Here is a 20,573-nt window from a genome sequence, read left to right as displayed (position 1 = left end):
CGCGCCCGGCTGCGGCCTGCGCGTGCGACGTCCGCGTTTCGTAAGGAGCGGCGGTCCGATACGCCCGATTCGCGTTCGTAGGGTGAGGACCGTGACGACGACACCTTCGGACGTCGACGTGGTGCTGCCCTGCCTGAACGAGGCCGAGGCCCTTCCCTGGGTGCTCGACCGGATCCCGCCGGGCTGGCGCGCGCTCGTCGTCGACAACGGTTCCACCGACGCTTCCGCCCAGGTCGCCCGCGCACGGGGGGCGACCGTCGTGCACGAGCCACGCCGGGGTTTCGGCGCGGCCTGCCAAGCCGGGCTGGCCGCCGCCACCGCCGACATCGTGTGCTTCTGCGACTGCGACGCCTCTCTCGACCCGTCGCTCCTCGTCCCCTTCGTCCGCGAGGTCAGGGACGGCGAGGCCGACCTGGTCCTCGGACGGCGGCGCCCGCAGGGCCGGGGCGCGTGGCCCGCGCACGCCCGCGCCGGGAATGTGGCGCTGGCGCGGATGCTGCGCCGCCGCACCGGGCTGCGCCTGCACGACCTCGGTCCCCTGCGCGCCGCCCGGCGCGAGCCGCTGCTCGCCCTCGGCCTGACCGACCGGCGCAGCGGCTATCCGCTGCAGATGGTCGTCCGCGCGGCCGACGCCGGCTGGCGGATCACCGAGCACGACGTGCCGTACCTTCCGCGCGCCGGCTCCTCGAAGGTGACGGGCACCTGGCGCGGCACCTGGCAGGCGGTGCGCGACATGAGCCGTGTCCTGGCCGACGGCAGGGCCGTGCGATGACCGCGATGACCACACTTCTCGTCATCGCCAAGGAGCCGCGGCCCGGACGTGTGAAGACCCGGCTCACCCCGCCGTTCACCCCGGAGGAGGCTGCGGAGCTCGCCGCGGCAGCGCTCGAGGACACCCTGAGGGCGGTCGCGGGCGCACCGGCGCACCGCCGGGTGCTGGTGCTCGACGGTGAACCCGGCCCTTGGCTCCCGCCCGGCTTCGACGTCGTGCCGCAGTGCCAGGGCGGTCTCGACGAGCGGCTCGCGGATGCGTTCGCCCGGTGCGCCGGGCCCGCCCTGCTGATCGGCATGGACACCCCCCAGGTGACACCTGACCTGCTGGACGTCGACTTCGCCGGCTGCGACGCGTACTTCGGGGCGGCGCAGGACGGTGGCTTCTGGGCGCTGGGGATGGCGGAGCCCGACCCCGGCCTGCTGCGGGGCGTGCCGATGTCGACGGCGACGACGGGGGCCGTTCAGCGGCAACGACTCCACGCCGCCGGGCTGCGCGTGGGTGAACTGCCGTGTCTGCGGGACGTCGACACCGCCGCCGACGCCCACGCCGTCGCGGCTCTGACCCCGCGGGGGCGCTTCGCGGCTCGCCTGGCGCGATGCGCGGCGGTGACGGGGCCGGATGCGCGGCAGGCCGCCGCGGGTCACTCGCCGTCGGCCGCCCGGCCGGCCCCGGGCCCGGGCGGCAGCCGATGAGCGCCCCGCCCGCCACCGCCCTCCCCTGGGCGACCGCGGGCCCCTACGACGCCGCCCTGCGCGCCGGCCACGGCCCGCTGTTTTTGCGCCGTGCCGACGGCTGGCTGCTGCCGCTGGAGGTGGAACGCTGGTGCGCCCGGGCCGACGCGGCCGACCGGAACGTGCTGAACCGGTGCGAGGGGACCGTGCTGGACGTGGGATGCGGGCCCGGCAGGCTGGTGGCGGAACTCGCCGCGCGGGGCCGGGCCGTCCTCGGCATCGACCTCAGTGCGGCCGCCGTCGACCACACCGTGCGGCTCGGGGGTCAGGCGCTGCGGCGCTCGGTCTTCGCACCGCTGCCCGGCGAGGGCCGGTGGGGCACCGTCCTGCTCATGGACGGCAACATCGGCATCGGCGGCGAGCCCCAGGCCCTGCTGGACCGGGTGGCCGGGCTGCTGCGCCCCGGTGGCCTGCTGATCGCCGAGACCGCCCCGGTGGAGGTCGACGAACGCGCCCAGGTGCAGATCGTCGACCTCGCCGGCACCGGCCGGAGCGATGCCCTCTTCCCCTGGGCGCGGCTCGGCACACGGGCGTTGTTGCGGTACGCGCGGGGCTGGCGGCGGGCCGGTCAGTGGACGGCCGGCGGACGGCGCTTCGTCGCCCTGCGCACCCCCAGCAGCCGCAGCGTCAACACCAGCGCCGAGCAGCCGAAGAGAGCGGCGGTGATCAGCAGCCAGCGGCCGAGGAACACATCGGCGGGCAGTCCGGTGGCGGACCGGTAGCGCCGCTCCACCATGCCGCTGATCAGCGGGAACCACACGAGCAGGAGCAGGCAGGACAGGGCCGCCGGTACGCGCACGTACGGCACCCACTCCCGGCGTCCTACTGCGCCGAGCCCCCGTACGACCGTCCGGTCCAAGGCCGCGTACAGGGGCAGCAGCACGAGGTCGTGCAGCAGCGCGGCGCCCACGAGCCACAGCGCCACGCCGAACCAGTCACCGGCCAGCAGCCGCACACCCGCGTAGGCGGCGAGGGCGAAGGAGCAGGCGAGCAGCAGCAGACGGAAAGGACTTCCGGCCGGGATCCGCCGCCGGCGCATCACAGGTCTCCGAACGTCAGACGGGCCACCCACTTGGTGTTCAGCACCCCGGGAGCCGCGGGCACGATGATCCGCGCCGGGTAACCGTGGTCGGGGGACAGCTCCTCGCCGTTGACGTACAGGGCGAGCAGCGAGCGGGGGTCGGCGACCTGGTTGGCGCGCAGCGCCGCGTGGCGGAAAGCGCCGTGCCGCTGCAGGGACTGCACGAACACGTCCGGCGGGTCGGTGTCGTACCCGACGAGCGCCGCGAGGTCACGCAGCCGCACCCCGCGCCACCACTGATCCGACGTCGACCAGCCCTCCACGCAGGCGATGGGCAACGCCGCGCTGTGCAAGGGCAGTCCGGCGAGCTGAGCCCGGCTGAGACGGACGGTGCCCGTACGTCCCGTCACGGAGAGTCGCCAGGCGTCCTGGCCGGTCTCCGCCGCGCCGATCCCGGCGTACGCGGCGGTCTTGTTGATCTGGAAGCCGTTCGGGCCCCTGCCGGGGTCAGCGCCGTGCGGTGCGAGCAGGGCGGTGCGCCGCAACGGGCCGTCCACGGTCTGTCCCACCGTCGTCGTGAACAGCAGCAGTGAGCCACCTCCGACGAACCACAGGGCGCCGCGCCGGGAGACGGTGGGTTCGGCGGGGCGCGGTGTCACCAGGTCGTTCCTCGCCTGCCGGACGTGCCGCAGGTTGCGCAGCGCCGTGGGCGTCTTCAGCAGCGCGTGGGCGGCGAAGGCCGCGAAGAACACCCATGCGCCGTAGAAGTGCAGCCGGTAGAAGGAGCCGGGGAAGACGTAGTCGAGCTGGACGTTGAGCACCCCGGTCACGAACTCGAAGAGCCCGCCGCCGACCAGGAGCAGCAGGGAGATCCGCTCCAGGGCGTGCGTGAGCGAGCGGGCGGGCGGCAGCGCGAACAACCGCGGCACCACGGACCACAGTTTGGCGAGCAGGACGGGGATGAGGGTGATGCCGAGCGTGACGTGGACGCCCTGGTCGAGCCGGTACAGCCAGTGCGGGTGCGTCGGCCAGGCGAAGAGGTAGAAGCCGAGGAGCCCCTTGTCCGGGGTCTTGTCGTTCACCGGCGACAGGTCGGGATTGTAGGCCGCGTAGGAGACCAGGCCCGTCACGAACAGCACCGTGATGCCGAGCAGCAGGACGAGGCCCAGCACCGAGGTGAACCAGGGACCGCGCAGAGGGCTGCGCCAGAAGGCGGGCGAAGAGGGAAGCCGTGGATCGTCTCGCATGGCCCGACCGTAGGCCCCGAATGCCCCGCGAGAGGGGGCGCGATGCATGACGAAACGCTGACGTCCGGCCCGGTACCGGGTCCGCGCCCGCCCGGTCCGCCTAGCGTTCCGGGCGTGACCCGCTCCCTCCGCCGTGATCTGTACGCCGTCGGGGCGGCAGCCGCCCTGGTGGCGGCCGCCGTTCTGGTCGGCCGCCACATCCAGAACCGTCATCACACGCTCTTCGTCCACTGGCCCCCGCTGCTGGCGTCCTGGGAACCCCATGGGGGCCCCGGCACTCCGGCGGCCGTCCTGGTGGCGATCGCCACCGTGGCGTACGGCCCCACCGTCGCGGCCCGTGTGTCCTGGCGGGCTCTGCTCCCCCTGGCGTGGGGCGCGGCCATGGCGTGGGTCTACTCCCTCGCGCTGATCGACGGCCCGCAGCGGGGCATCGCGCGCAGGCTCACCACCCGCCACGAGTATCTCCAGGTCATCGACCGCTTCCACGACATCCCGGCGGGGTTGCGGGACTTCACCCAGCACATCCTCCTGCACTCGCCCGACAACTGGCCCGCCCACGTCGCCGGCCACCCACCCGCCGCCACGCTCACCTTCGTCCTGCTCGACCGGGTCGGGCTGCGGGGCGGAGGCTGGGCCGGGGTGTGGTGCGTGACGGTCGGGACGACGGGCTGTGTGGCCGTGCTCGTCGCGATCCGTGCCCTGGCCGGTGAGGCGCTGGCGCGCAGAGCGGCTCCCTTCCTCGTCCTGGCCCCGGCCGCCGTGTGGATGGGCACCTCGGCCGACGCGTACTTCGCGGCGGTCGCGGCGTGGGCGGTGGCGCTGCTGGCACGGGCGGCCACGGGGCGGTCCCTGTGGTGCGCGGGCGCCTGCGGGCTGCTGTTCGGCCTGACCTGCTACCTGTCGTACGGCCTCACCCTGGTGGCCCTGATCGCGGCGGCGGCAGTGATACTCGGCCGTCACGGGTTCCGGGAGCGCCCTGCCCTGCTGGTGCCGCTGCTCGCCGGGCTGGCCGTGGTCCCGTCGGCGTTCGCACTCGCCGGGTTCGACTGGTGGGAGGCGTACCGGCTGCTGGTCACCCGCTACCACCAGGGTGCGGGCGGCGTGCGTCCCTACGGTTACTGGGTGTGGGCCAACCTGGCCTGCGCGGTGTTCATCACGGGTGTGGCGACGGTGGCGGGGCTGCGGCGCACCGGTGGGCTGCTGGTCCGGCACCGCGGCGAGGTCGCCGAGAGGCGCCTCGCGCTGCTGGTGTCCGCCGCCTTCCTCGCCCTGCTGGCCGCCGACCTGTCCGGCATGAGCAAGGCGGAGACGGAACGCATCTGGCTGCCTTTCGCGCTCTGGCTGCTTCCGTCGTGCGCCCTCCTCACCCACCCCCGCGTCTGGCTCGCCGCCCAGGCCACACTCGCCCTTCTCCTCAACCATCTGCTGTTCACCGGCTGGTGACCGCTGTCGATCCGGCGGAGAATCGGGCCATGACGACCGACGTGACGACCGGGCGCGTCATCGCCCTGCCGCCCGAACGCGTGGCCGGCCCGGTGCCCGGGCACGTCACCCACCCCTCCCAGCCCCGTCCACGCAGGCAGGGGTGAGACGACCTTGGCCTACGACGAGGGACTCGCGCAGCGGATCCGGGAGCGCTGGGCGGCGGAGCCGGACGTCACGGAGAAGCGCATGTTCGGCGGGGTCGCGTTCCTGTACCGGGGCAACATGGCCGTCGGGGTCACCGGCGGCGACCTCATGGTCAGGGTCGGCCCGGACGCGGCCGACGCGGCGCTCGCCCGGCCGGGGGCGCGCGTCTTCGACATGACGGGCCGCCCGATGCGGGGCTGGGTCGTGGTCGACGGCGCCGCGGTCGCGGAGGACGACTCGCTCGGCGCATGGCTGGAGGAGTCACGCGCCTTCGCCGCGAGCCTGCCGCCCAAGTGACCCACCCCCACCTGGGCATCGCTCACCCCGTCGCGTCCACCAGAGCCAGTTGGTGCAGCCGCTCCGGCGGTCCCGGCCGGGCGTAGTACCAGCCCTGGGCCGTGTCGCAGCCCAGTATCCGCAGCTGTTCGGCCTGCGCGCCCGTCTCCACGCCCTCGACCGTGACCGCGAGGTCGAGGCTGTGGGCCAGCGACACGATCCCCTCGACGATCTTGAGGTCGACGGGGTCGGCGGGGAACTGCTGCATGCTCTGCGTGAAGGAACGGTCCAGCTTGAGGACACTGACCGGCAGCCGGCGCAGATTGGCCAGGTTGGAGTAGCCCGTGCCGAAGTCGTCCAGCGCGATGTCGACGCCCATCTCGGCGAGCCTGCGCAGGGGCTTGAGCAGGTCGTCGTCCGCGCCGATCAGCGCCGACTCCGTCACCTCCAGGCACAGCGCGTCGGGGGCGACGCCCGCGCGCTCCAGGATGTCGACCGTGTCCTGCACCAGCCCGGGGTGGGTGAGCTGGCAGGGCGAGAGGTTGACGTTGATGCGCAGCGGACCGGCGTCCTGCTCGCCGTTGAGCTCCCGCCACGCGCGGGCCTGGCGCACCGACTCCTCCAGCACCCACCGCCCCAGCGGAACGATCAGTCCGGTGTGCTCGGCGAGCGGGATGAACCGGTCCGGGCCGAGCACCCCGTGCTGCGGGTGCAGCCACCGCACCAGGGCCTCCGCGCCGCGCACACTGCCGTCGCCGAGGTGCACCAGCGGCTGGTACTCGATGAAGAACTCGCCCCGCTCCAGAGCCGTCGGCAGCGCCGTGGTCAGCCCGTGCCGGGTGATGGCGCGGGCGTCGGCCTCCGGGTCGGCCAGTTCGAAGCGGTTGCCGCCCGCCGACTTGGCCCGGTACATGGTGATGTCGGCGCTGCGCAGCACCTCCGCGGGGCTGCGCTCCCCGGCCGGCCCCTCGACGATGCCGATGCTGCCGCGCACGGTCAGCTCGCGGCCGTCGATGCTGATCGGCGCGAGCAGCGCGTTCATGATGCGGCCGGCCAGTTCGTCCACCGTGCGCTGCGTGTCCGGGCCGGTCGTCAGTGCCACGAACTCGTCGCCGCCGAGCCGCGCGACCATCTCCCCGGGCGCGGTCGCGCACGCCTGGAGCCGGTCGGCGACCTCGACGAGCAGCCGGTCGCCGGCGGAGTGGCCGAGGCTGTCGTTGACGGTCTTGAACCCGTCCAGGTCGAGGTAGCACAGGCCGAAGCGCTGCCCTTCCCCGGCGCCCAGTGCCTTCTCCAGGCGCTCGAAGAAGAAGGTGCGGTTCGGCAGGCCGGTCAGCGCGTCGTGCGTGGCCTCGTAGCGCAGCCGCAGGTTGAGCAGCCGCCGCTCGGTGGTGTCCTCCATCAAGGCCAGCTGGTACTGCGGGTTGCCGTCGGGGTCGCGCAGCAGGGACACCGTCAGATTGGTCCACAGGACCGTTCCGTCGGGGCGGTAGAACGCCTTCTCCACGTGGTAGTGCTCGCGTTCGCCGCGCACGAGTTCCTCGTAGAGCCGCCACGTCTGGGGCGCGTCGTCGGGGTGGGTCCACTCGCGGACGTTGCGGCTGCGCAGCGCCTGCTCGGTCAGGCCGAACATGCGCAGCAGCGCGCCGTTGACCTGGAGGATGTTGCCGTCCAGGTCGGCCATGCCGATGCCTATGGCCGCGCCCTCGAACACCGCGCGGAACCGGGCCTCGCTGGCGTGCAGCGCCTGCGCCACCACCCCCTGCGCCTGGAGGGCGGCCCGGGCGATGGACTCCTGCTCGGCCAGCGTCCGCCGGCGCAGCGCCCCGGCGTACCCGGCGGCCATCGCGTGCTGGAGCCGGGCGCAGCGCGCCCGCAGGTCCTCGGCGTGGCCGTCACCGCCGCAGTAGAGCACCAGGTAGGCGTCGACGCAGTCCAGGGTGCGGCTGAGCGCCTCCGGGTCGGTGCAGTGCGCGGCCACCAGCGCGGCGCCCACGGCCCGGCCCTCGGCGGCGTCGAAGGCCCTGGCCGTGAGCGCCCGGCTCAACCGCCGGGCCAGCGGCAGCAGCTGGGCCTCGAACTCCGGCCGGGTCGACGACGTGGAGGTGACGGGGTACACCGCCCGGCTCCAGATCGTCGCGAACCTGCGCAGTCTGTCCTCCGGCCCGTCCGGTTCCGCGATCACGCCGTACGCCCCACGCCCGCGAACCCGGAGAACGCGTACGGATCCTCGTCCTGCGGCGTGGTCTCGGGCCGCCACAGCGGCGGCGGCACCAGTCCCGGTTCCACCATGTCGTACCCCTCGAAGAACCGTGCGATGTCCTCGCGCGAGCGCATGATCAGCGGGTTGCGGATGTCCTTGTACACGTCCACCGCGCCCGCGGCCCGTTCCGGCGGCAGCGGGATGCCCTCGTACGAGGCGTGCGTGAGCACGAGCAGGCTGCCGGGCGCGAGCGCGTCGCGCAGTTCGGCCACCGCCCGGTACGGATCGTCGGCGTCCTCCACGAAGTGCAGTATGGCAACGAGGAGCAGCGCCACCGGCCGATTCAGGTCGAGCAGCCGCTCCACCTGGGGGCTGCCGAGGATCTCCTGGGGCTTGCGCAGGTCGGCCGCGACGATGTCCGCGGCGTCGTTGCCCTCCAGGACCGCCTGGCTGTGCGCGACGGCCACCGGGTCGTGGTCGACGTACACCACGCGGGCGCCGGGGCTGGCCGCCTGGGCGACCTCGTGGACGTTGCCGAAGGTCGGGATGCCGGAGCCGACGTCCAGGAACTGGGTGATGCCCTCGCCGGCCGCGAAGCGCACCGCGCGGCGCATGAACGCCCGGTTCGCCTGCATGATCTTGGGGAGTCCCGGCATGAACTCCAGGGCCTTGCGGGCCGCTTCCCGGTCGACCTCGAAGTTGTGCGAACCGCCCAGGTAGTAGTCGTACATCCGGGAAACGCTCGGCACCGTGATGTCGATGCTGCGTGGGGCCCAGGCGGGACGCTCCATCTATCTCTCCGAAGGCGTAGGCGATCCGGTGTTCGAGCAGAGGCTACTGATCGCCCGCCAACCGAGCGACCCGAAACGGAAATTGACCATCCGTTCCCGGTCACTGCCTGCGGCACGTGCCGCGTCGATACCCCCAGAGTTCAGGTGAAGCACGGCAAACCGGTCCGCCCCTGCCGCGGGGAGCGGAAGGGGCGGACCGGTGGCCGGCGTCGCCGGGTGGACGAGGGGATCAACCCTGGGGAGGTGTCACTGCTTCTCCGACGCGCCGACCGGCTTCCCGTCGGGACGCACGGCGTACCACGTGCCGCCGACGCCCTGGCCGTTGGTGTCACCGGGGGCCTTGTCCCCGGCGAAGGTGTAGATGGGCCAGCAGTTGATGGTCTGCTGGTCGCCCCTGCCGTCCTGGCGGGCGAAGTTCATGAACCCCTTCTTCTGGATGCCCTTGGTGTCCGCGAAGTCCACCGGCTCCACCGCCGGCCACTTCTCCAGGCAGGCACCGGTGCAGTTGGAGATGGGCTTCGGCCAGGCCTCGTCCTTCATGAACCGGTAGACCGTCATGCCGTTCTTGTCGACGACGATCTCACCGAGCTTGGGGTCCTTGCGGGTGGACAGCGCGGGCAGCTCCCCGACCGCCTCGGCTCCGCCACCGCCGCCCTGGGCCTTCTTACCGTCGGGCGCCAGCGCGTACCACTTGCCGCCCACGCCCTGGCCCTTGGTGTCGCCTGCGTTGACGTCCTTGGCGTAGCGGTACGCCGGCCAGCCGCCGATGGTCAGCTGCTTGGTGCCGTCGGCGCGGGTGACCGAGCCGAGCAGCGACTTGTCGATGCCCTCGCCGGCCGTGACGTCGTCCGCGGGCACCGGAGGCCAGGTCTTGGCGCAGTCACCGTCACAGTTGGACTTCGGCGGTTCCGCGGTGTCCTGGTCGAACCGGTACAGGGTGAGACCGAGGCTGTCGGTCACCACCTTGCCGATCTCGGCGTTGGTGGAGACGGCCAGCTTGCCGGCGGGGGCGGCCGGGCTGGACGGGCTCGCGGAACTCTGGCCGGCCGTGCCGCCCGTCACCCCGTTGGCTCCGGTGCCGATGCTTCCGTAGTCCCCCGGCGCGGCCGTGGCGCCCACATTCTGGCTGCTCGCCGGTGGCGTGGTTTCCTGACCGCACGCCGTCGTCAGCGCCAGCACCGCCGCAGCGCTCGCCACGAGTGAGGCGCTCCGCCAGGAGGTCTTCATCGTCAACTCCCCATAATTCTTAGGGTGTTGCAGCGCCCTGCTGCGCCGCCGCACGACCATGGGTACGCACGGGGGGTGGGGTTGTGTTCAACGACCCCGCATTTTTCTTTTCGGCGCCTGCGGGCCGGCCCCCTCCGGTCGCACGCGTGTACGCACCGCACGGCACGCAGGCGAGTCCCGATCAAACCGCCGGTGCGCGCCTGTCCCTCCTTCGGGCCATTCCTCCCGGCACCCGGGCCCGTCTCGCCCGGTCAGGGACCATGATCCTCGTCGTGCATGGACCCCTACCGACCCATTCCGGCCGTGCCACACGGGCGTTGGCCGTGCTGGCGCTGGCGCTGGCGTGGGCGCTCGCCGGCGCACCGGCCGAGCCGGCGCAGGCCACCGCCTGCGCGTACGCCTCGACCGGGCCGGGCGGCACGGAGGCGGTGGCGGTCGCCGGCCCGCTGACCTGGCCACCGCCCCCGGCATGCCAGACGCCCACGCCGACCCCTGCCCCGACGCCGAGTCCGACACCGACGCCTCCCCCACCGCCCCCGCCGGAACCGACGCCGACGCCCACCCCGCCCCCGCCGCTACCGCCACCGCCACCGCCACCGCCACCGCCCGAACCGAAACCCACCCTGCGGCCGGAACCACCCGCTCCGCCGCCACCTCCGGCTCCTCGGCCGGGGGCACCCCGTCCGCGGCCGGCGCCCGTACGGACTCCGCCGCCACCGGTTCCGGCGCCCCCACCGGCTCCGGCACCCGCACCGCCGGCCGGCCCGGCGCCGCGCGCGTCCGCGACGCCCGTGCACTATCCGCCCTACCGCGCGGCACCGCGCCGGCAGCCCGCGAACAGTGCCCCCTCTCCGCTCGTCTTCGTCCTGCTCATCACCACGCCCGCGGTGGTCGCCGCCGCCGCGCTGCGGCCGCGCTGACCACGCCGTGACAGTTCTGGAGGCACCTCTTGCCGGAATGGCTTGTTCTCACCCTCGCGATGCTGGCCGCCTGTGCGGTGGTGGTCGTCATCACCGTCCTTCGGCACCGCAGGGCGCCCGACGACGAGGATCCCAGCGAGACCCCGGACGTCATCGAGTACATCACCATGTGGATCGGCGTCCTGTACGCCATCGTCCTGGGCCTGGCCATCGCCGGTGTCTGGGAGGCCCGGGGCGCGGCCCAGGAGCATGTGCAGGCGGAGGCGGCCGCGCTGCACGAGATCTCCGAACGGGTACGGGTGTATCCGGCCGGGGTCCGCGACCGCATCCGGGACGATGTCGACGCCTACGTCGGACACGTCGTCACCAAGGAGTGGCAGGCCATGGCCGACACCGGCCGGATCACCGAACGCGGTACCGCACTGCTCGACCGCGTCCGCCAGGACGTCACCGACTACCGGCCGAAGACGGACTTCGAGGCCCAGGCCTACCAGCCCCTCGTCGACCAGGTGACCGCCGCGGACCAGGCCCGCATCGCCCGGGCGGAGTCGGCCGAGCCGACCATGCCGGGCGTGGTGTGGTTCGGACTGATCACCGGGGCCGTGGTCACGGTGGGCATGCTGTTCGCGCTCCAGATCCGGCGCACGCCGCGCGAGCTGATCCTGGCCGGGCTGTTCTCGGCGCTGATCGCCTTCCTGCTCTTCCTCATCTGGGACTTCGACGCGCCCTACAGCCGCGGGATCACCGCGTCGGCGGACCCCTTCCTGCGGCTGTTCCCGCACCTCAGGGGCTGAACACCGCATACGGCGGCCCGGGGTGCTCGCAAGCAGCCCGGGCCGGCCGTCGTTTCAGATGCGCTTCTCGGCGCGGCGCCGCATCCAGAACACACCGCCGCCGATCACCGCGGCCGCCACCAGGCCGCCGCCGATGGCGATGTCGGCCGGCGTCGCCCCGCTGGTGCTGCTGCCGCCGAGGCCGCCGCGCACACCGCCGATGACGGTGAAGGCGGCCGGGCGGGTCAGGGTCCTGCCGTCGCAGTTGACCGTGATGTCGTACGTGCCGGGGCGGGCGTCGGCGTTGACGGTGGCGGTGCCCCGGGCCGTGTCGTTGGCGCCCCGGATCGGCGTGAGGTTCGTCGTCGGGAACGCGGTGGAGGTCGCCGTACCGCCGTGCCGGCAGCCGTCGACCGTGATGGTCAGCTGGCCGCCGCGGGCCACGACACCGGGCAGGGCGACGATGTTGCTCGGGCCCACGGCGCTGTTCCCGTTGCCGCCGGAGTTGCCGTTGTTGCCGCCCTGGCCGCCGTTGCCGCCCTGGCCGCCATTGCCGCCCTGGCCGCCATTGCCGCCCTGGCCGCCATTGCCGCCCTGGCCGCCATTGCCTCCCTGACCGCCATGGAAACCGCCATCGCCGCCCTGGCCGCCGTTGCCCCCCTGGCCACCATTGCCGCCCTGGCCGCCGAAGCCGTTGCCGCCCCCGTTTCGGCCTCCGTTGCCGTCGCCGCCGAAGCCGCCGCCGTTGGCGTTGGAGGCGATGCCGGGGCCGCCGTCGTTGCTGGTGCTGGTTCCGGGGACGCCGTCCCACGCGACGGCCGTGGGGGCGGCGAGCCCGAGGACGGCGATCGCGGCGCCGGCGGCCGCCAGGGCACGAGAGTTGCGCATGAGATCCTCCGCGGAAGACGCCCCGGGACCCGTCCCCGGTCGATCGGCGAGAAAGCGCCTCCCAGAAAGACCCTCAGGCGCCCTTCAGCACCGCGCACTTCGGCACTCGTCCGTCCTGGTGAGAGGACACGCCGCGCACTCCCCGCGCCGCCGGACATCGCCGCAGGTCACGCCCCGTCGGAAAATTCCCCGCGGCGGCAACTCGGATGGCGCACCACCCCATGGCGGGCCACCCGTTCGCCCGCTGCCCGTCGCCGGTCGGGCGCTTCGCGCTTAGCGTTCTGGTATGCGCGAATGACACGGCGACGGCCGTGTCGAGAGGGGATGGCGAATGTCTGCGTCCGAGCTGCCCGGACCGGTCGTGGCCGACGAGGAGGCGCGGCCCAGGAAGCGCGCCCCCTGGGGCGTGATAGCGCTTGTTCTGCTGACCGGCCTCGCGCTCATCCGCAACGGTTCCGGGGAGTTCGACGTGGGCCCGCCCCAGCCGGCCAGCGCCGCCGCGGCGGACAGCCCGGTCGCCGGCGCCACCTTCGCCCCGGCGGTGCAGCCGCTGCCGTACGCCGTGCCGGACCGGGTCCGGATCCCGGCGATCCAGGTCGACGCGCCGATCGTGCCCGTCGGCCTGGACGCGGACGGCTGGGTCGCCGCACCGCCGGCGGAGGACCCGAACCTGGCCGGCTGGTTCACCGGCGCCGTCTCCCCCGGTGAGAAGGGCACCGCGGTCGTCGTCGGCCATGTCGACAACCTCCAGGGACCTGCGGTGTTCTACGGACTCGGGGCCCTCAAGAAAGGAAACCGCGTCGAGGTCGCCCGCAAGGACGGCAAGACGGCCGTCTTCGAGATCTACGGCATCGAGGTCTTCGCCAAGGACGACTTCCCCGGGGACCGGGTCTACGGTTCCAAGGGTGCGCCCGAACTGCGCGTCATCACCTGCGGAGGCGGTTTCTCCAAGCAGGGCGGCTACACGGGCAACGTCGTCGCCTTCGCCCGCCTGGTCGAGGTCCGCTGAGGACCCCTCGACCAGGCGGGCCGGCCCGGGGTCAGGCGGGATGCCGTCTGGGAACGCTGAGGTGGTAGCCGGCGTCCAGCAGCCGCGGCAGGTAGCGGCGCAGGGCCAGAACACTCTGGGAACGGTTGCCTCCTCCGTCGTGCGAGAGCACCACGACACCGGGGGCGGCGCCGTTCTCCACCCGGTGCACGATGGTGCCGGTGCCCGGGCTGGTCCAGTCGAGCGTGTCGACCGTCCAGGCCAGCGGCTCCATGCCGAGTTCGCTGCCGAGTTGGAAGGCGGCGCGGTTCCAGGCCCCGTAGGGCGCGCGGAACCACGCGGGGCGTTCGCCGTACGCCTTCTCGATGATGTCGCAGGTGCGTTCCATCTCGGTGCGGATCCGGCCGCGACTGAGCCGGGTGAGCATGGGGTGGGACCAGGTGTGGTTGCCGACCACGTGCCCCTCGTCGGCCATCCGGGCCAGCAGGCCCCGGTTCTCGGCGGCCATCCCCCCGCACACGAAGAACATGGCCCGCACGTCGTAGTGCGCCAGCGTGTCCAGGATGGCCGGGGTGTAGCGGCGGTCGGGGCCGTCGTCGAAGGTCAGCACCATCGTCCGGCCGCGTCCGGACACGCGCAGCAGCGGTGCGCGCCGTACAGGGGGCCTGCCGGGCACGGTGCGCGGGGGTCCGTATCCGGTGACGGGCTGGAGGCGGTACGCGGAGGCCGCGAGCGGGCGGCGCGTCTGGGCGCCCGCCGCGGGGCCGGCCGGGCGGGCCGGCTCCTCCCCCGTGCCCACCGCGAGCACTCCGGCGGTGCCGGCCGCCCCGGCGGCGACGACACCGGCGAGCAACGCGCGGCGCCGCGTGAGCAACTGATCCTTCTGCATGACTCATCAGTCGCCCGGCGGGAGGCCGACGCACCTGAGCAACACCGGGGCGGCGGCATGAATTCACCTGTACGGCTCAGCCGTTCGGGTCAGAGGCTGCGGCGCACGCACCGGTCGGACGGAGCGGCGGCGCTCGGGCCGGTCAGGCGGATCGGCGGCGCTCGGCCCCGTCCCCTCCGGCGGGGCCGAGCGCCGCCAGCACGGGCAGGGCCCGGTGAGTGAGTGCCGGGTCCTGCCCGCCGTTCGAGTGCCCTGTTTCGCGGATCTTGCGCATGAACGATCCGGACCGGTGGCCCCGGGGCGCGAGGAACGCCCGGCCGGGCCGTCCGATAGCCTCGCGGCGTGACGGAACAGCACGCCCAGCAGTTCGAACGCGGCACGGACGGACCGAAGGTCATCGTGGTCGGGGTGGACGGCTCCGACTCGTCCCTGCGGGCCGCGGCCTACGCGGGCGGCCTGGCCCGTCGTCAGGGGGCGCTGCTCGCCGTGGTGTACGTGCAGCCGGTACTGGCGGCGGGTGCGGCCCTGGGCGCGCCGGTCGCCGACGCGACCGAGCAGATCGCCGAGGACATCGTCCAGGAGATCCGGGAGGCGGCCGAGCGGGTCAAGGGCATATTCGACGTGCGCTGGGAGTTCCACACGTTCCGCGGCGACCCCTACAACGGCCTGGTGACGGCCGCCGACGAGCTCAGGGCGGACGCGGTGGTGGTGGGCGCCTCCGAGCAGGCCGGGCACCGCATCGTCGGCTCCGTCGCGGTCCGCCTGGTGAAGGCGGGACGCTGGCCGGTGACGGTGGTGCCGTGACCGGCCGCACCCGTGGCCGTCGCGGTGCGCCGCGCTAGAGGCCGCGCAGGAAGTTCGCGACAAGCGCGTTGTACACGTCCGGGCGTTCCATGTTCGGGTAGTGGGCGGTTGCGTCGACCGTGACGGAGCGGCCTGCGACGACCTCGCGGGCGAGCCGTTCGCCCATGCGGAGGTGGTCGTCGCTGTCGATCCCGCCGTGCACGACGAGCACTGGCACCTCGATCCCCGCGATCCGCTCCCAGGTGTCGCGCACCGGCACGCGGTGGTCCGGTTCGCCGCCGGTGTGCTTGCCGAGCGTGCCCAGGGCCATCTCGCGCTGCAGGCGCACGAGTTCGGGGTCCACGTCGGCGAGGGTGCGATGCGGGCCGGGCAGGAACCGCAGGAACGCCTCCAGCCAGGCGTCCACGTCACCGGCGGCCAGCGCCCTCTCCCAGTCGGCCAGCACCGAGGTGGTCCACGGGTCCTGGAAGTCCGGCTCGCTGGTCCCCGCGCCGGAGACCACGAGGGCGCGTACGAGGCCGGGATGCTCAAGCGCGGTGTCCACGGCGGTCCCCGCCCCCATCGACAGCCCGACGAGCACCGCGGAACCGATGCGGAGGTGGCGCAGCAGGGCGGCCACGTCGTCTGCCGGCCGGAAGGGCCGGGTCGCGTTGGAGGACGCGCCGTGGCCGCGGGCGTCCGGGACGAGGACGCGGTGGCTCCTGGCGAACTCGGGCACCTGCCCGTCCCACATGCGGTGGTCCAGGAAGCCGCCGTGGAGCAGGACCAGGGCAGGGCCGCTGCCGGTGTCGCGGTAGGCGATCGTGCCGTCGTCGAGCGGCAGGTGGTGGAGGTCCGAGGCTACTGACATGACAACCAAGGTGTCATGCCTGGCGGCGAGTTGACAACCAAGGTGTCATAATGAGCCGGATGACCGACACATCCGAGCCACTGGCCCCCGACGTCCTCGCCGACCGGCTCACCGAGGTGTTCGCCCTGGTCGGCCCGCTCTACCGGAAGGTGCAGCGCAAGGTCGAGCAGGCCGAGCCGATCGAGGGGCTCTCCGTAGGCGTCCGCGCGGTGCTGGACCTGCTGCACCGGCACGGGCCCATGACAGTGCCGCAGATGGGCCGCGCCCAGGCGCTCAGCCGCCAGTTCGTGCAGCGCATGGTCAACGACGCGGCCGAGCGGGGCCTGGTCGAGAGCATCCCCAACCCCGCGCACCGGCGCTCCTTGCTGATCCGTACGACGGCCGCGGGCGAGGCGGCGATCACCGCCGTGCTCGCCAGGGAGCACGCACTGCTGCGCCAGGTCGGCGGAGACCTGACGGACGCCGAGGTGTCGGCCTGCCTGCGCGTGCTCGGCGAGATGCTGCGGCTCTTCGACCACGTGGACGTGAACTGACCGCCCCGCACCTTCGGCCCGCCCGCCCGCACCTTCGGTCTGACCGCACCTCCCGTCACCCCGGCCGCTACTCCCCCATCACCAGCCCGTCCTTCGCCGCGCCCCTGCTGAGCACCACATCCCGGATCCGGTCGCGTACGGCGGTCACGTCGGCGCCCTGCGCGAGCGCCTGGTTGAGGTTGACCACCCGGCCCGCGTCCACGTCGAACCACTGCGGCACGAACTCGGCCTTGGTCACCTGCCAGCGCCCGCCGGCCCGGGCCGGCGGGGCGAAGGTGAAGCGGCCGAGCGTGGACTGGTTGCCGCGCGGGTCCTGGGCGCCCTGGTGGTTGACCATCGCGCCCGCGATCTGGTCGCCCATGCCGTAGACCACCCAGGTGCCGTTGACCTTCTCGTACGCCTGCGGGACGTGGGCGTGGGTGCCGAGGATGAGGTCGATGTCGGGTCGGCCCCCGGTGCGGGCGGCGGTGAGCCGGCGCGCCAGGGTGAGCTGCTGCTCGTCCGGCGCGTCCTGCCACTCCGTGCCCCAGTGCACGGAGACGACGACCACGTCGGCACCCGCCCGGCGCGCGATCCGCGCGTCCGTGAGGATCCTGGCCTCGTCGATGAGGTTGACGGCCCAGGGCCGGCCGGCCGGCAGCGGGTAGCCGTTGGTGCCGTAGGTGTAGGAGAGGTGGGCGACCTTCGCGGCGCCCGCACGCAGCAGCGTGACGGTGTACGCCTCCTGCTCGGTGCGGGCCGAACCGCTGTGCCGGACGCCCGCGCGGTCGAGGGCGTCCAGGGTGCGCTGGATGCCGTCGGCGCCGTCGTCCAGGGTGTGGTTGGAGGCGGTCGAGCAGCCGTCGTATCCGGTGGCGGCCAGTGCCTGGGCCACCTCGGGCGGGGACTTGAAGGCGGGGTAGCCGCTGTAGTCGCCGTCCGCGCCGTACACCGTCTCCATGTGGCACAGGGCGAGGTCGGCGCGGGAGACCACGGGGCGGACGCCGGAGAGCATCGGGCGGAAGTCGTAGCCGGTGCCGCCCGCGTCGAACCGGGCCCGGTCGATGATCGAGCTGTGCGGGAGGACGTCGCCGGAGGCGACCAGGGTGAAGCCGCCGACAGGCGTGGCGGAGGTGGCGGGCGGTGCCGGACGCCTGGAGTCGGGCCGGGCGTGCCGGTGGGCCTGGCAGGCGGCGCCCGCCGCGAGGACGACGGTGAGGGCCAGGGCCAGCTGACGGCTGCGTGTGATCATCCCGTTCACCCCGTTGTGGTCGCAGAGACACAGTAAGTCGTATTTACACACAAACAGGAAAGAAGTCACAGGGCGTCACATCCGGCTCCGACACGCTCATTAGCCCGTCCGGTGCGCTCCGTGCTCTCGCGTGCGCTCCCGTGCGCTGCCGTGCGGCACGGCGGGCCGCGCCGACCGTTCGTCGAACCGTTCGCCGACGCGATCGACCGTCCGCCGCACAGCCGGGTACGTGGCCTGTGCCACAGCGACGCCCTGCGGTGCCATACGGCCATGACGGCCGGAACCACTCTGATGAACGGGACGACCGCCGAGCACGAGCTCGCCGCACTCCAGCGCGAGCACGGCCGGCCCCTCTTCGCGCTCCTGCTCCGGCTCTGCGACGGTGACCGGCAGCGCGCGGAGGACCTGCTCCAGGAGACCCTCGTGCGCGCCTGGCAGCACCCCGAGGCCCTGCGCGCCGACGACTTCGACTCCGTGCGGCCCTGGCTGATGACCGTGGGCCGGCGGCTCGCGATCGACGCCCGGCGGGCCCGGCAGGCCCGGCCCGCGGAGGTCGGCGACGCGGTGCTGGAGCACGCGCGGGTGATCTGCGACCACGCCGAGCGGGCCGCGGCGATGCTGGATGTCCGGGAGGCTGTGAAGACACTCACTCCCGAACACCGTGAAGTCCTGGTGCTCGTGTACTTCCAGGGGGCGAGTGTGGCGGAAGCGGCGCAGACCCTCGGGATACCGCCCGGTACCGTGAAGTCCCGCGCGTACTACGCGCTGCGCGCCCTGCGCCGGGTCCTGCCGGGTTACGCCGCCGACCTGCGGTGAAACCGACAGCCGAGTCAAACCTCCGTAAAGCGCCTTGCCGCTGACCCCGGTTGAGTAATCGGCTGTCCTCATCCGTGTTCCGGACTGGGACCCGGGGTCGGGCGACGCGCACGTACCGGAGGAAGGCAGGAAGGGATGCTGCACAGAGGTCACGAGGGCACGGACGGCACCGGCGACGGTGAACTGGCCGTCCCCATGGCGTGGTTGTACGCCGAGTACATCGCCGAGGAACTGCTGCGGAGCGGCGATCTGATGCCGCCGACGTCCTTCGAGTTCCGCGCCGGGCGCGACGCCCTGGCGCTGACGATCTTCCTCGCCGACACCGACGGGGAGCTGTCCGGCATCCGGGTGGTCACCCAGCTGGAGACCTGGCTGTCGCTGACGGCGTACGACCAGCCGTGGCAGGAGTGGGTGCGCGAGCGGCTGGACGAGCTGGCCGCCGACGCGGCGGCGTCGGGCCGGCCCGCACCGGACCTGGCGCTGGCCGAGGCGGCCTGGCGCTGGCTGCAGGAGACCGAGCTGCTCGCGCCCGACCTGAACGCGGTGCCGGGCGGCGGCCCGGTGACCGGCGAGGACGAGGGACCGAAGGTGTGGACACCGGCCTGGCAGCTCGGGCTGCCGCTGGGGCATCTCGCCATCCATCTCTTCTGAGGGGCGCGGCGCGGAACCGGATGCAGATTTCTTGCATCCGGACCAATCCGCGGGCCGCACCGCTCCGAATCCTCTGGTTGCGATTCGGCATACGCCTTGAGTGATTCCGCCGCCTGGTACGTACCGGTGGGAGCAAGGAGTAACCCCACCCGCACCCAACGGCACGAGGATTCGGCATGAGGTCCCTGGAAAGGCATCACGACGTCGGCGCCTACGCGCTCGGCGTGCTGGACGAGGTGGAGGCCTTCCGCTTCGAGGACCACCTCATGGAGTGCCCGCGCTGCGCGGCAGAGGTGACCGAACTCGGGCCGACGACACGGCAGTTGATGCTGTACCGGCGGGCCACGCCGCGCTTCGTGCACCCCATGGCACAGCCCGGCTCGAGGATGCTGGACCGGCTGCTGGCCGAGGTGGCGTCCCGGCAGCGGGCCGGTCGCAGGCGGCTGCTGTTCGCCCTGGCCGCGTCGGTGGTGTTCGCGGTGGGCGCACCCACCGTCGCGATCATGGCGAGCGAGAGTGAGGCCCCCGTGCGGATCGCCGCCGGCGACGCCCGGTCGGGGGTGTGGGCGCAGGTCACCACGGAGGAAGAGGCCTGGGGCAGCCAGGTCGAGCTCAAGATCAGGGACGGTGCCGGTCCACGCGCCTGCCACCTGGTGATCATCGGCCACGACGGCTCGGAGGAGACGGTGACCAGCTGGAGCGCCCCCGGACACGACGCCCAGGAGCACACCATGATGAGCGGTTCGGCCAAGCATCCCGACGAGATCGCCCGCTATGAGGTCCGCACCGCGGACGGCCGGCCGCTGGTGACGCTGGAGCCGCCGACGGGGCAGTGACGATCAGCGCGTCCCGCGCGGCGGCCGCGGTCCGGCCCGGCGGTAGGTCACCTCGAAGTCGACCGCCCAGGCGGTGCCGTCGGCCGACCGTTCCCAGCGCCCGTCGATCGTGTCGCCGTCCGCCGCGAGACGCGCCGTGAACCGCTGGTGGAAGCCGGGCGCGGCGCGCCACTGCCGCCACACCCCGTCGCTCAGGCTCGTCCGGTACACCCGGGCGACGCCCCGGCCGTCGGCGTACAGCGTCGTGAACTCGCCCGAGGTGTCGTCGTAGCCGGTCACGGAGGCGGTGGGGAACGGTGCGTGGGTGGCCCAGTCACCGGGCAGGGCGGTGCCGGGGCCCACGTCCGCGCGCTGGACGAGGAAGGCACCGCCCTCCAGCCACGCGAACGCGGTCCGCACCGGTCCCAGGCCCGGGCCGGGCGCCCACAGGTCCCAGGTGCCCACGAGCACGTCCAGGCGGCGCAGGGCGGGGTGGGGTGCCGGGTGCCGCATCG

Annotated in this window: 22 protein-coding genes; 13 read left to right on the top strand and 9 right to left on the bottom strand. The window is 73.3% G+C overall.

Features of this window, described 5'->3' with window-relative positions; translation table 11 throughout:
• Positions 1-82: 82 nt before the first annotated feature.
• Genes AB0K80_RS32115 through AB0K80_RS32105 form a run of 3 tightly spaced genes read left to right on the top strand, consistent with a single transcriptional unit; the run spans position 83 to position 2,228 of the window.
• The gene (locus AB0K80_RS32115; RefSeq protein WP_365675774.1) at positions 83-772 is read left to right on the top strand and encodes a glycosyltransferase family 2 protein; all 690 of its coding nucleotides are present in this window, start codon (positions 83-85) and stop codon (positions 770-772) included.
• A 5-nt stretch (positions 773-777) separates the two neighbouring features.
• Positions 778-1,467, top strand: coding sequence for a DUF2064 domain-containing protein (locus AB0K80_RS32110; RefSeq protein ID WP_365675772.1), 690 nt, complete (start codon positions 778-780; stop codon positions 1,465-1,467).
• Positions 1,464-2,228, top strand: coding sequence for a class I SAM-dependent methyltransferase (locus AB0K80_RS32105; RefSeq protein WP_365675770.1), 765 nt, complete (start codon positions 1,464-1,466; stop codon positions 2,226-2,228). The genes AB0K80_RS32110 and AB0K80_RS32105 overlap by 4 nt, the downstream gene beginning before the upstream one ends.
• 316 nt (positions 2,229-2,544) lie before the next feature.
• Here the strand turns inward: AB0K80_RS32105 and AB0K80_RS32100 are convergent, their stop codons facing one another.
• Positions 2,545-3,774: a molybdopterin-dependent oxidoreductase gene (locus AB0K80_RS32100; RefSeq protein ID WP_365675769.1), complete on the bottom strand. Its 1,230-nt coding sequence runs from the start codon at positions 3,772-3,774 to the stop codon at positions 2,545-2,547.
• A 114-nt stretch (positions 3,775-3,888) separates the two neighbouring features.
• Here AB0K80_RS32100 and AB0K80_RS32095 point away from each other — a divergent pair, with 114 nt between their 5' ends.
• Both AB0K80_RS32095 and AB0K80_RS32090 read left to right on the top strand, forming a co-directional pair.
• A complete protein-coding gene (locus AB0K80_RS32095; RefSeq protein WP_365675767.1) occupies positions 3,889-5,217 on the top strand; it encodes a hypothetical protein in 1,329 nt (442 codons plus the stop codon).
• A gap of 153 nt (positions 5,218-5,370) precedes the next feature.
• Positions 5,371-5,700 carry a TfoX/Sxy family protein gene (locus AB0K80_RS32090; RefSeq protein ID WP_365675765.1) on the top strand — a complete coding sequence of 110 codons (330 nt, stop codon included), beginning with the start codon at positions 5,371-5,373 and terminating at the stop codon, positions 5,698-5,700.
• A 22-nt stretch (positions 5,701-5,722) separates the two neighbouring features.
• Here AB0K80_RS32090 and AB0K80_RS32085 read toward each other — a convergent pair whose 3' ends face one another.
• From AB0K80_RS32085 to AB0K80_RS32075, 3 genes are all read right to left on the bottom strand, one after another.
• A complete protein-coding gene (locus AB0K80_RS32085) occupies positions 5,723-7,864 on the bottom strand; it encodes an EAL domain-containing protein (RefSeq protein ID WP_365675763.1) in 2,142 nt (713 codons plus the stop codon).
• Entirely contained in the window at positions 7,861-8,673 is an 813-nt protein-coding gene (locus tag AB0K80_RS32080; protein ID WP_365675761.1) for an SAM-dependent methyltransferase, read from the bottom strand. The genes AB0K80_RS32085 and AB0K80_RS32080 overlap by 4 nt, the downstream gene beginning before the upstream one ends.
• Before the next feature lie 246 nt (positions 8,674-8,919).
• Positions 8,920-9,900, bottom strand: a complete 981-nt coding sequence (locus AB0K80_RS32075) for an SCO0930 family lipoprotein (protein WP_365675759.1) — start codon at positions 9,898-9,900, stop codon at positions 8,920-8,922.
• A 469-nt stretch (positions 9,901-10,369) separates the two neighbouring features.
• Between AB0K80_RS32075 and AB0K80_RS32070 the strand changes: the two genes are divergently transcribed.
• Both AB0K80_RS32070 and AB0K80_RS32065 read left to right on the top strand, forming a co-directional pair.
• Entirely contained in the window at positions 10,370-10,831 is a 462-nt protein-coding gene (locus AB0K80_RS32070; RefSeq protein ID WP_365675757.1) for a hypothetical protein, read from the top strand.
• 18 nt (positions 10,832-10,849) lie between these two features.
• Positions 10,850-11,614, top strand: coding sequence for a hypothetical protein (locus tag AB0K80_RS32065; protein WP_365675755.1), 765 nt, complete (start codon positions 10,850-10,852; stop codon positions 11,612-11,614).
• Positions 11,615-11,668: 54 nt separating this feature from the next.
• Here AB0K80_RS32065 and AB0K80_RS32060 read toward each other — a convergent pair whose 3' ends face one another.
• Positions 11,669-12,073 (bottom strand): hypothetical protein, encoded by a 405-nt coding sequence (locus AB0K80_RS32060; protein ID WP_365675795.1) that lies wholly within the window; start codon positions 12,071-12,073, stop codon positions 11,669-11,671.
• 739 nt (positions 12,074-12,812) lie between these two features.
• Between AB0K80_RS32060 and AB0K80_RS32055 the strand changes: the two genes are divergently transcribed.
• Complete coding sequence (locus tag AB0K80_RS32055; protein ID WP_365675753.1) at positions 12,813-13,490, top strand: class F sortase; 678 nt, start codon at positions 12,813-12,815, stop codon at positions 13,488-13,490.
• Between the two features lie 31 nt (positions 13,491-13,521).
• Here AB0K80_RS32055 and AB0K80_RS32050 read toward each other — a convergent pair whose 3' ends face one another.
• On the bottom strand, positions 13,522-14,358 hold the full coding sequence (locus AB0K80_RS32050) for a polysaccharide deacetylase family protein (RefSeq protein ID WP_365675751.1): 837 nt from the start codon (positions 14,356-14,358) through the stop codon (positions 13,522-13,524).
• 342 nt (positions 14,359-14,700) lie between these two features.
• Here AB0K80_RS32050 and AB0K80_RS32045 point away from each other — a divergent pair, with 342 nt between their 5' ends.
• Entirely contained in the window at positions 14,701-15,162 is a 462-nt protein-coding gene (locus AB0K80_RS32045; protein WP_365675749.1) for a universal stress protein, read from the top strand.
• A gap of 34 nt (positions 15,163-15,196) precedes the next feature.
• Here the strand turns inward: AB0K80_RS32045 and AB0K80_RS32040 are convergent, their stop codons facing one another.
• Positions 15,197-16,012, bottom strand: a complete 816-nt coding sequence (locus AB0K80_RS32040) for an alpha/beta hydrolase (protein WP_365675747.1) — start codon at positions 16,010-16,012, stop codon at positions 15,197-15,199.
• 59 nt (positions 16,013-16,071) lie between these two features.
• Here AB0K80_RS32040 and AB0K80_RS32035 point away from each other — a divergent pair, with 59 nt between their 5' ends.
• Positions 16,072-16,545, top strand: a complete 474-nt coding sequence (locus AB0K80_RS32035) for a MarR family transcriptional regulator (protein ID WP_365675745.1) — start codon at positions 16,072-16,074, stop codon at positions 16,543-16,545.
• A 67-nt stretch (positions 16,546-16,612) separates the two neighbouring features.
• Here the strand turns inward: AB0K80_RS32035 and AB0K80_RS32030 are convergent, their stop codons facing one another.
• Positions 16,613-17,776: a CapA family protein gene (locus AB0K80_RS32030; RefSeq protein WP_365675743.1), complete on the bottom strand. Its 1,164-nt coding sequence runs from the start codon at positions 17,774-17,776 to the stop codon at positions 16,613-16,615.
• A gap of 270 nt (positions 17,777-18,046) precedes the next feature.
• On the opposite strand from AB0K80_RS32030, the gene AB0K80_RS32025 reads away from it, so the two are divergent.
• The 3 genes from AB0K80_RS32025 to AB0K80_RS32015 all read left to right on the top strand — a co-directional run bounded on the left by AB0K80_RS32025 (position 18,047) and on the right by AB0K80_RS32015 (position 20,079).
• A complete protein-coding gene (locus tag AB0K80_RS32025) occupies positions 18,047-18,592 on the top strand; it encodes a sigma-70 family RNA polymerase sigma factor (protein WP_365675741.1) in 546 nt (181 codons plus the stop codon).
• Positions 18,593-18,727: 135 nt separating this feature from the next.
• On the top strand, positions 18,728-19,243 hold the full coding sequence (locus AB0K80_RS32020) for a hypothetical protein (RefSeq protein WP_365675739.1): 516 nt from the start codon (positions 18,728-18,730) through the stop codon (positions 19,241-19,243).
• Between the two features lie 176 nt (positions 19,244-19,419).
• Entirely contained in the window at positions 19,420-20,079 is a 660-nt protein-coding gene (locus AB0K80_RS32015) for a zf-HC2 domain-containing protein (RefSeq protein ID WP_365675737.1), read from the top strand.
• 3 nt (positions 20,080-20,082) lie between these two features.
• Here AB0K80_RS32015 and AB0K80_RS32010 read toward each other — a convergent pair whose 3' ends face one another.
• On the bottom strand, positions 20,083-20,571 hold the full coding sequence (locus AB0K80_RS32010) for a hypothetical protein (protein ID WP_365675735.1): 489 nt from the start codon (positions 20,569-20,571) through the stop codon (positions 20,083-20,085).
• Positions 20,572-20,573 lie beyond the last annotated feature (2 nt).

It is taken from the genome of Streptomyces sp. NPDC052682 (assembly GCF_040678435.1).
Lineage (GTDB): Bacteria > Actinomycetota > Actinomycetes > Streptomycetales > Streptomycetaceae > Streptomyces.
This window is presented reverse-complemented; position numbering and strand designations above follow the sequence as displayed.

Coding starts and splice junctions, on each gene's coding strand:
- AB0K80_RS32035 (WP_365675745.1), top strand. CDS start 16,072: ATGACCGACACATCCGAGCCACTGGCCCCCGACGTCCTCGCCGACCGG.
- AB0K80_RS32105 (WP_365675770.1), top strand. CDS start 1,464: ATGAGCGCCCCGCCCGCCACCGCCCTCCCCTGGGCGACCGCGGGCCCC.
- AB0K80_RS32110 (WP_365675772.1), top strand. CDS start 778: ATGACCACACTTCTCGTCATCGCCAAGGAGCCGCGGCCCGGACGTGTG.
- AB0K80_RS32015 (WP_365675737.1), top strand. CDS start 19,420: ATGAGGTCCCTGGAAAGGCATCACGACGTCGGCGCCTACGCGCTCGGC.
- AB0K80_RS32040 (WP_365675747.1), bottom strand. CDS start 16,012: ATGTCAGTAGCCTCGGACCTCCACCACCTGCCGCTCGACGACGGCACG.
- AB0K80_RS32100 (WP_365675769.1), bottom strand. CDS start 3,774: ATGCGAGACGATCCACGGCTTCCCTCTTCGCCCGCCTTCTGGCGCAGC.
- AB0K80_RS32030 (WP_365675743.1), bottom strand. CDS start 17,776: ATGATCACACGCAGCCGTCAGCTGGCCCTGGCCCTCACCGTCGTCCTC.
- AB0K80_RS32050 (WP_365675751.1), bottom strand. CDS start 14,358: ATGCAGAAGGATCAGTTGCTCACGCGGCGCCGCGCGTTGCTCGCCGGT.
- AB0K80_RS32020 (WP_365675739.1), top strand. CDS start 18,728: ATGCTGCACAGAGGTCACGAGGGCACGGACGGCACCGGCGACGGTGAA.
- AB0K80_RS32025 (WP_365675741.1), top strand. CDS start 18,047: ATGACGGCCGGAACCACTCTGATGAACGGGACGACCGCCGAGCACGAG.
- AB0K80_RS32080 (WP_365675761.1), bottom strand. CDS start 8,673: ATGGAGCGTCCCGCCTGGGCCCCACGCAGCATCGACATCACGGTGCCG.
- AB0K80_RS32070 (WP_365675757.1), top strand. CDS start 10,370: ATGCCAGACGCCCACGCCGACCCCTGCCCCGACGCCGAGTCCGACACC.
- AB0K80_RS32075 (WP_365675759.1), bottom strand. CDS start 9,900: ATGAAGACCTCCTGGCGGAGCGCCTCACTCGTGGCGAGCGCTGCGGCG.
- AB0K80_RS32010 (WP_365675735.1), bottom strand. CDS start 20,571: ATGCGGCACCCGGCACCCCACCCCGCCCTGCGCCGCCTGGACGTGCTC.
- AB0K80_RS32055 (WP_365675753.1), top strand. CDS start 12,813: ATGTCTGCGTCCGAGCTGCCCGGACCGGTCGTGGCCGACGAGGAGGCG.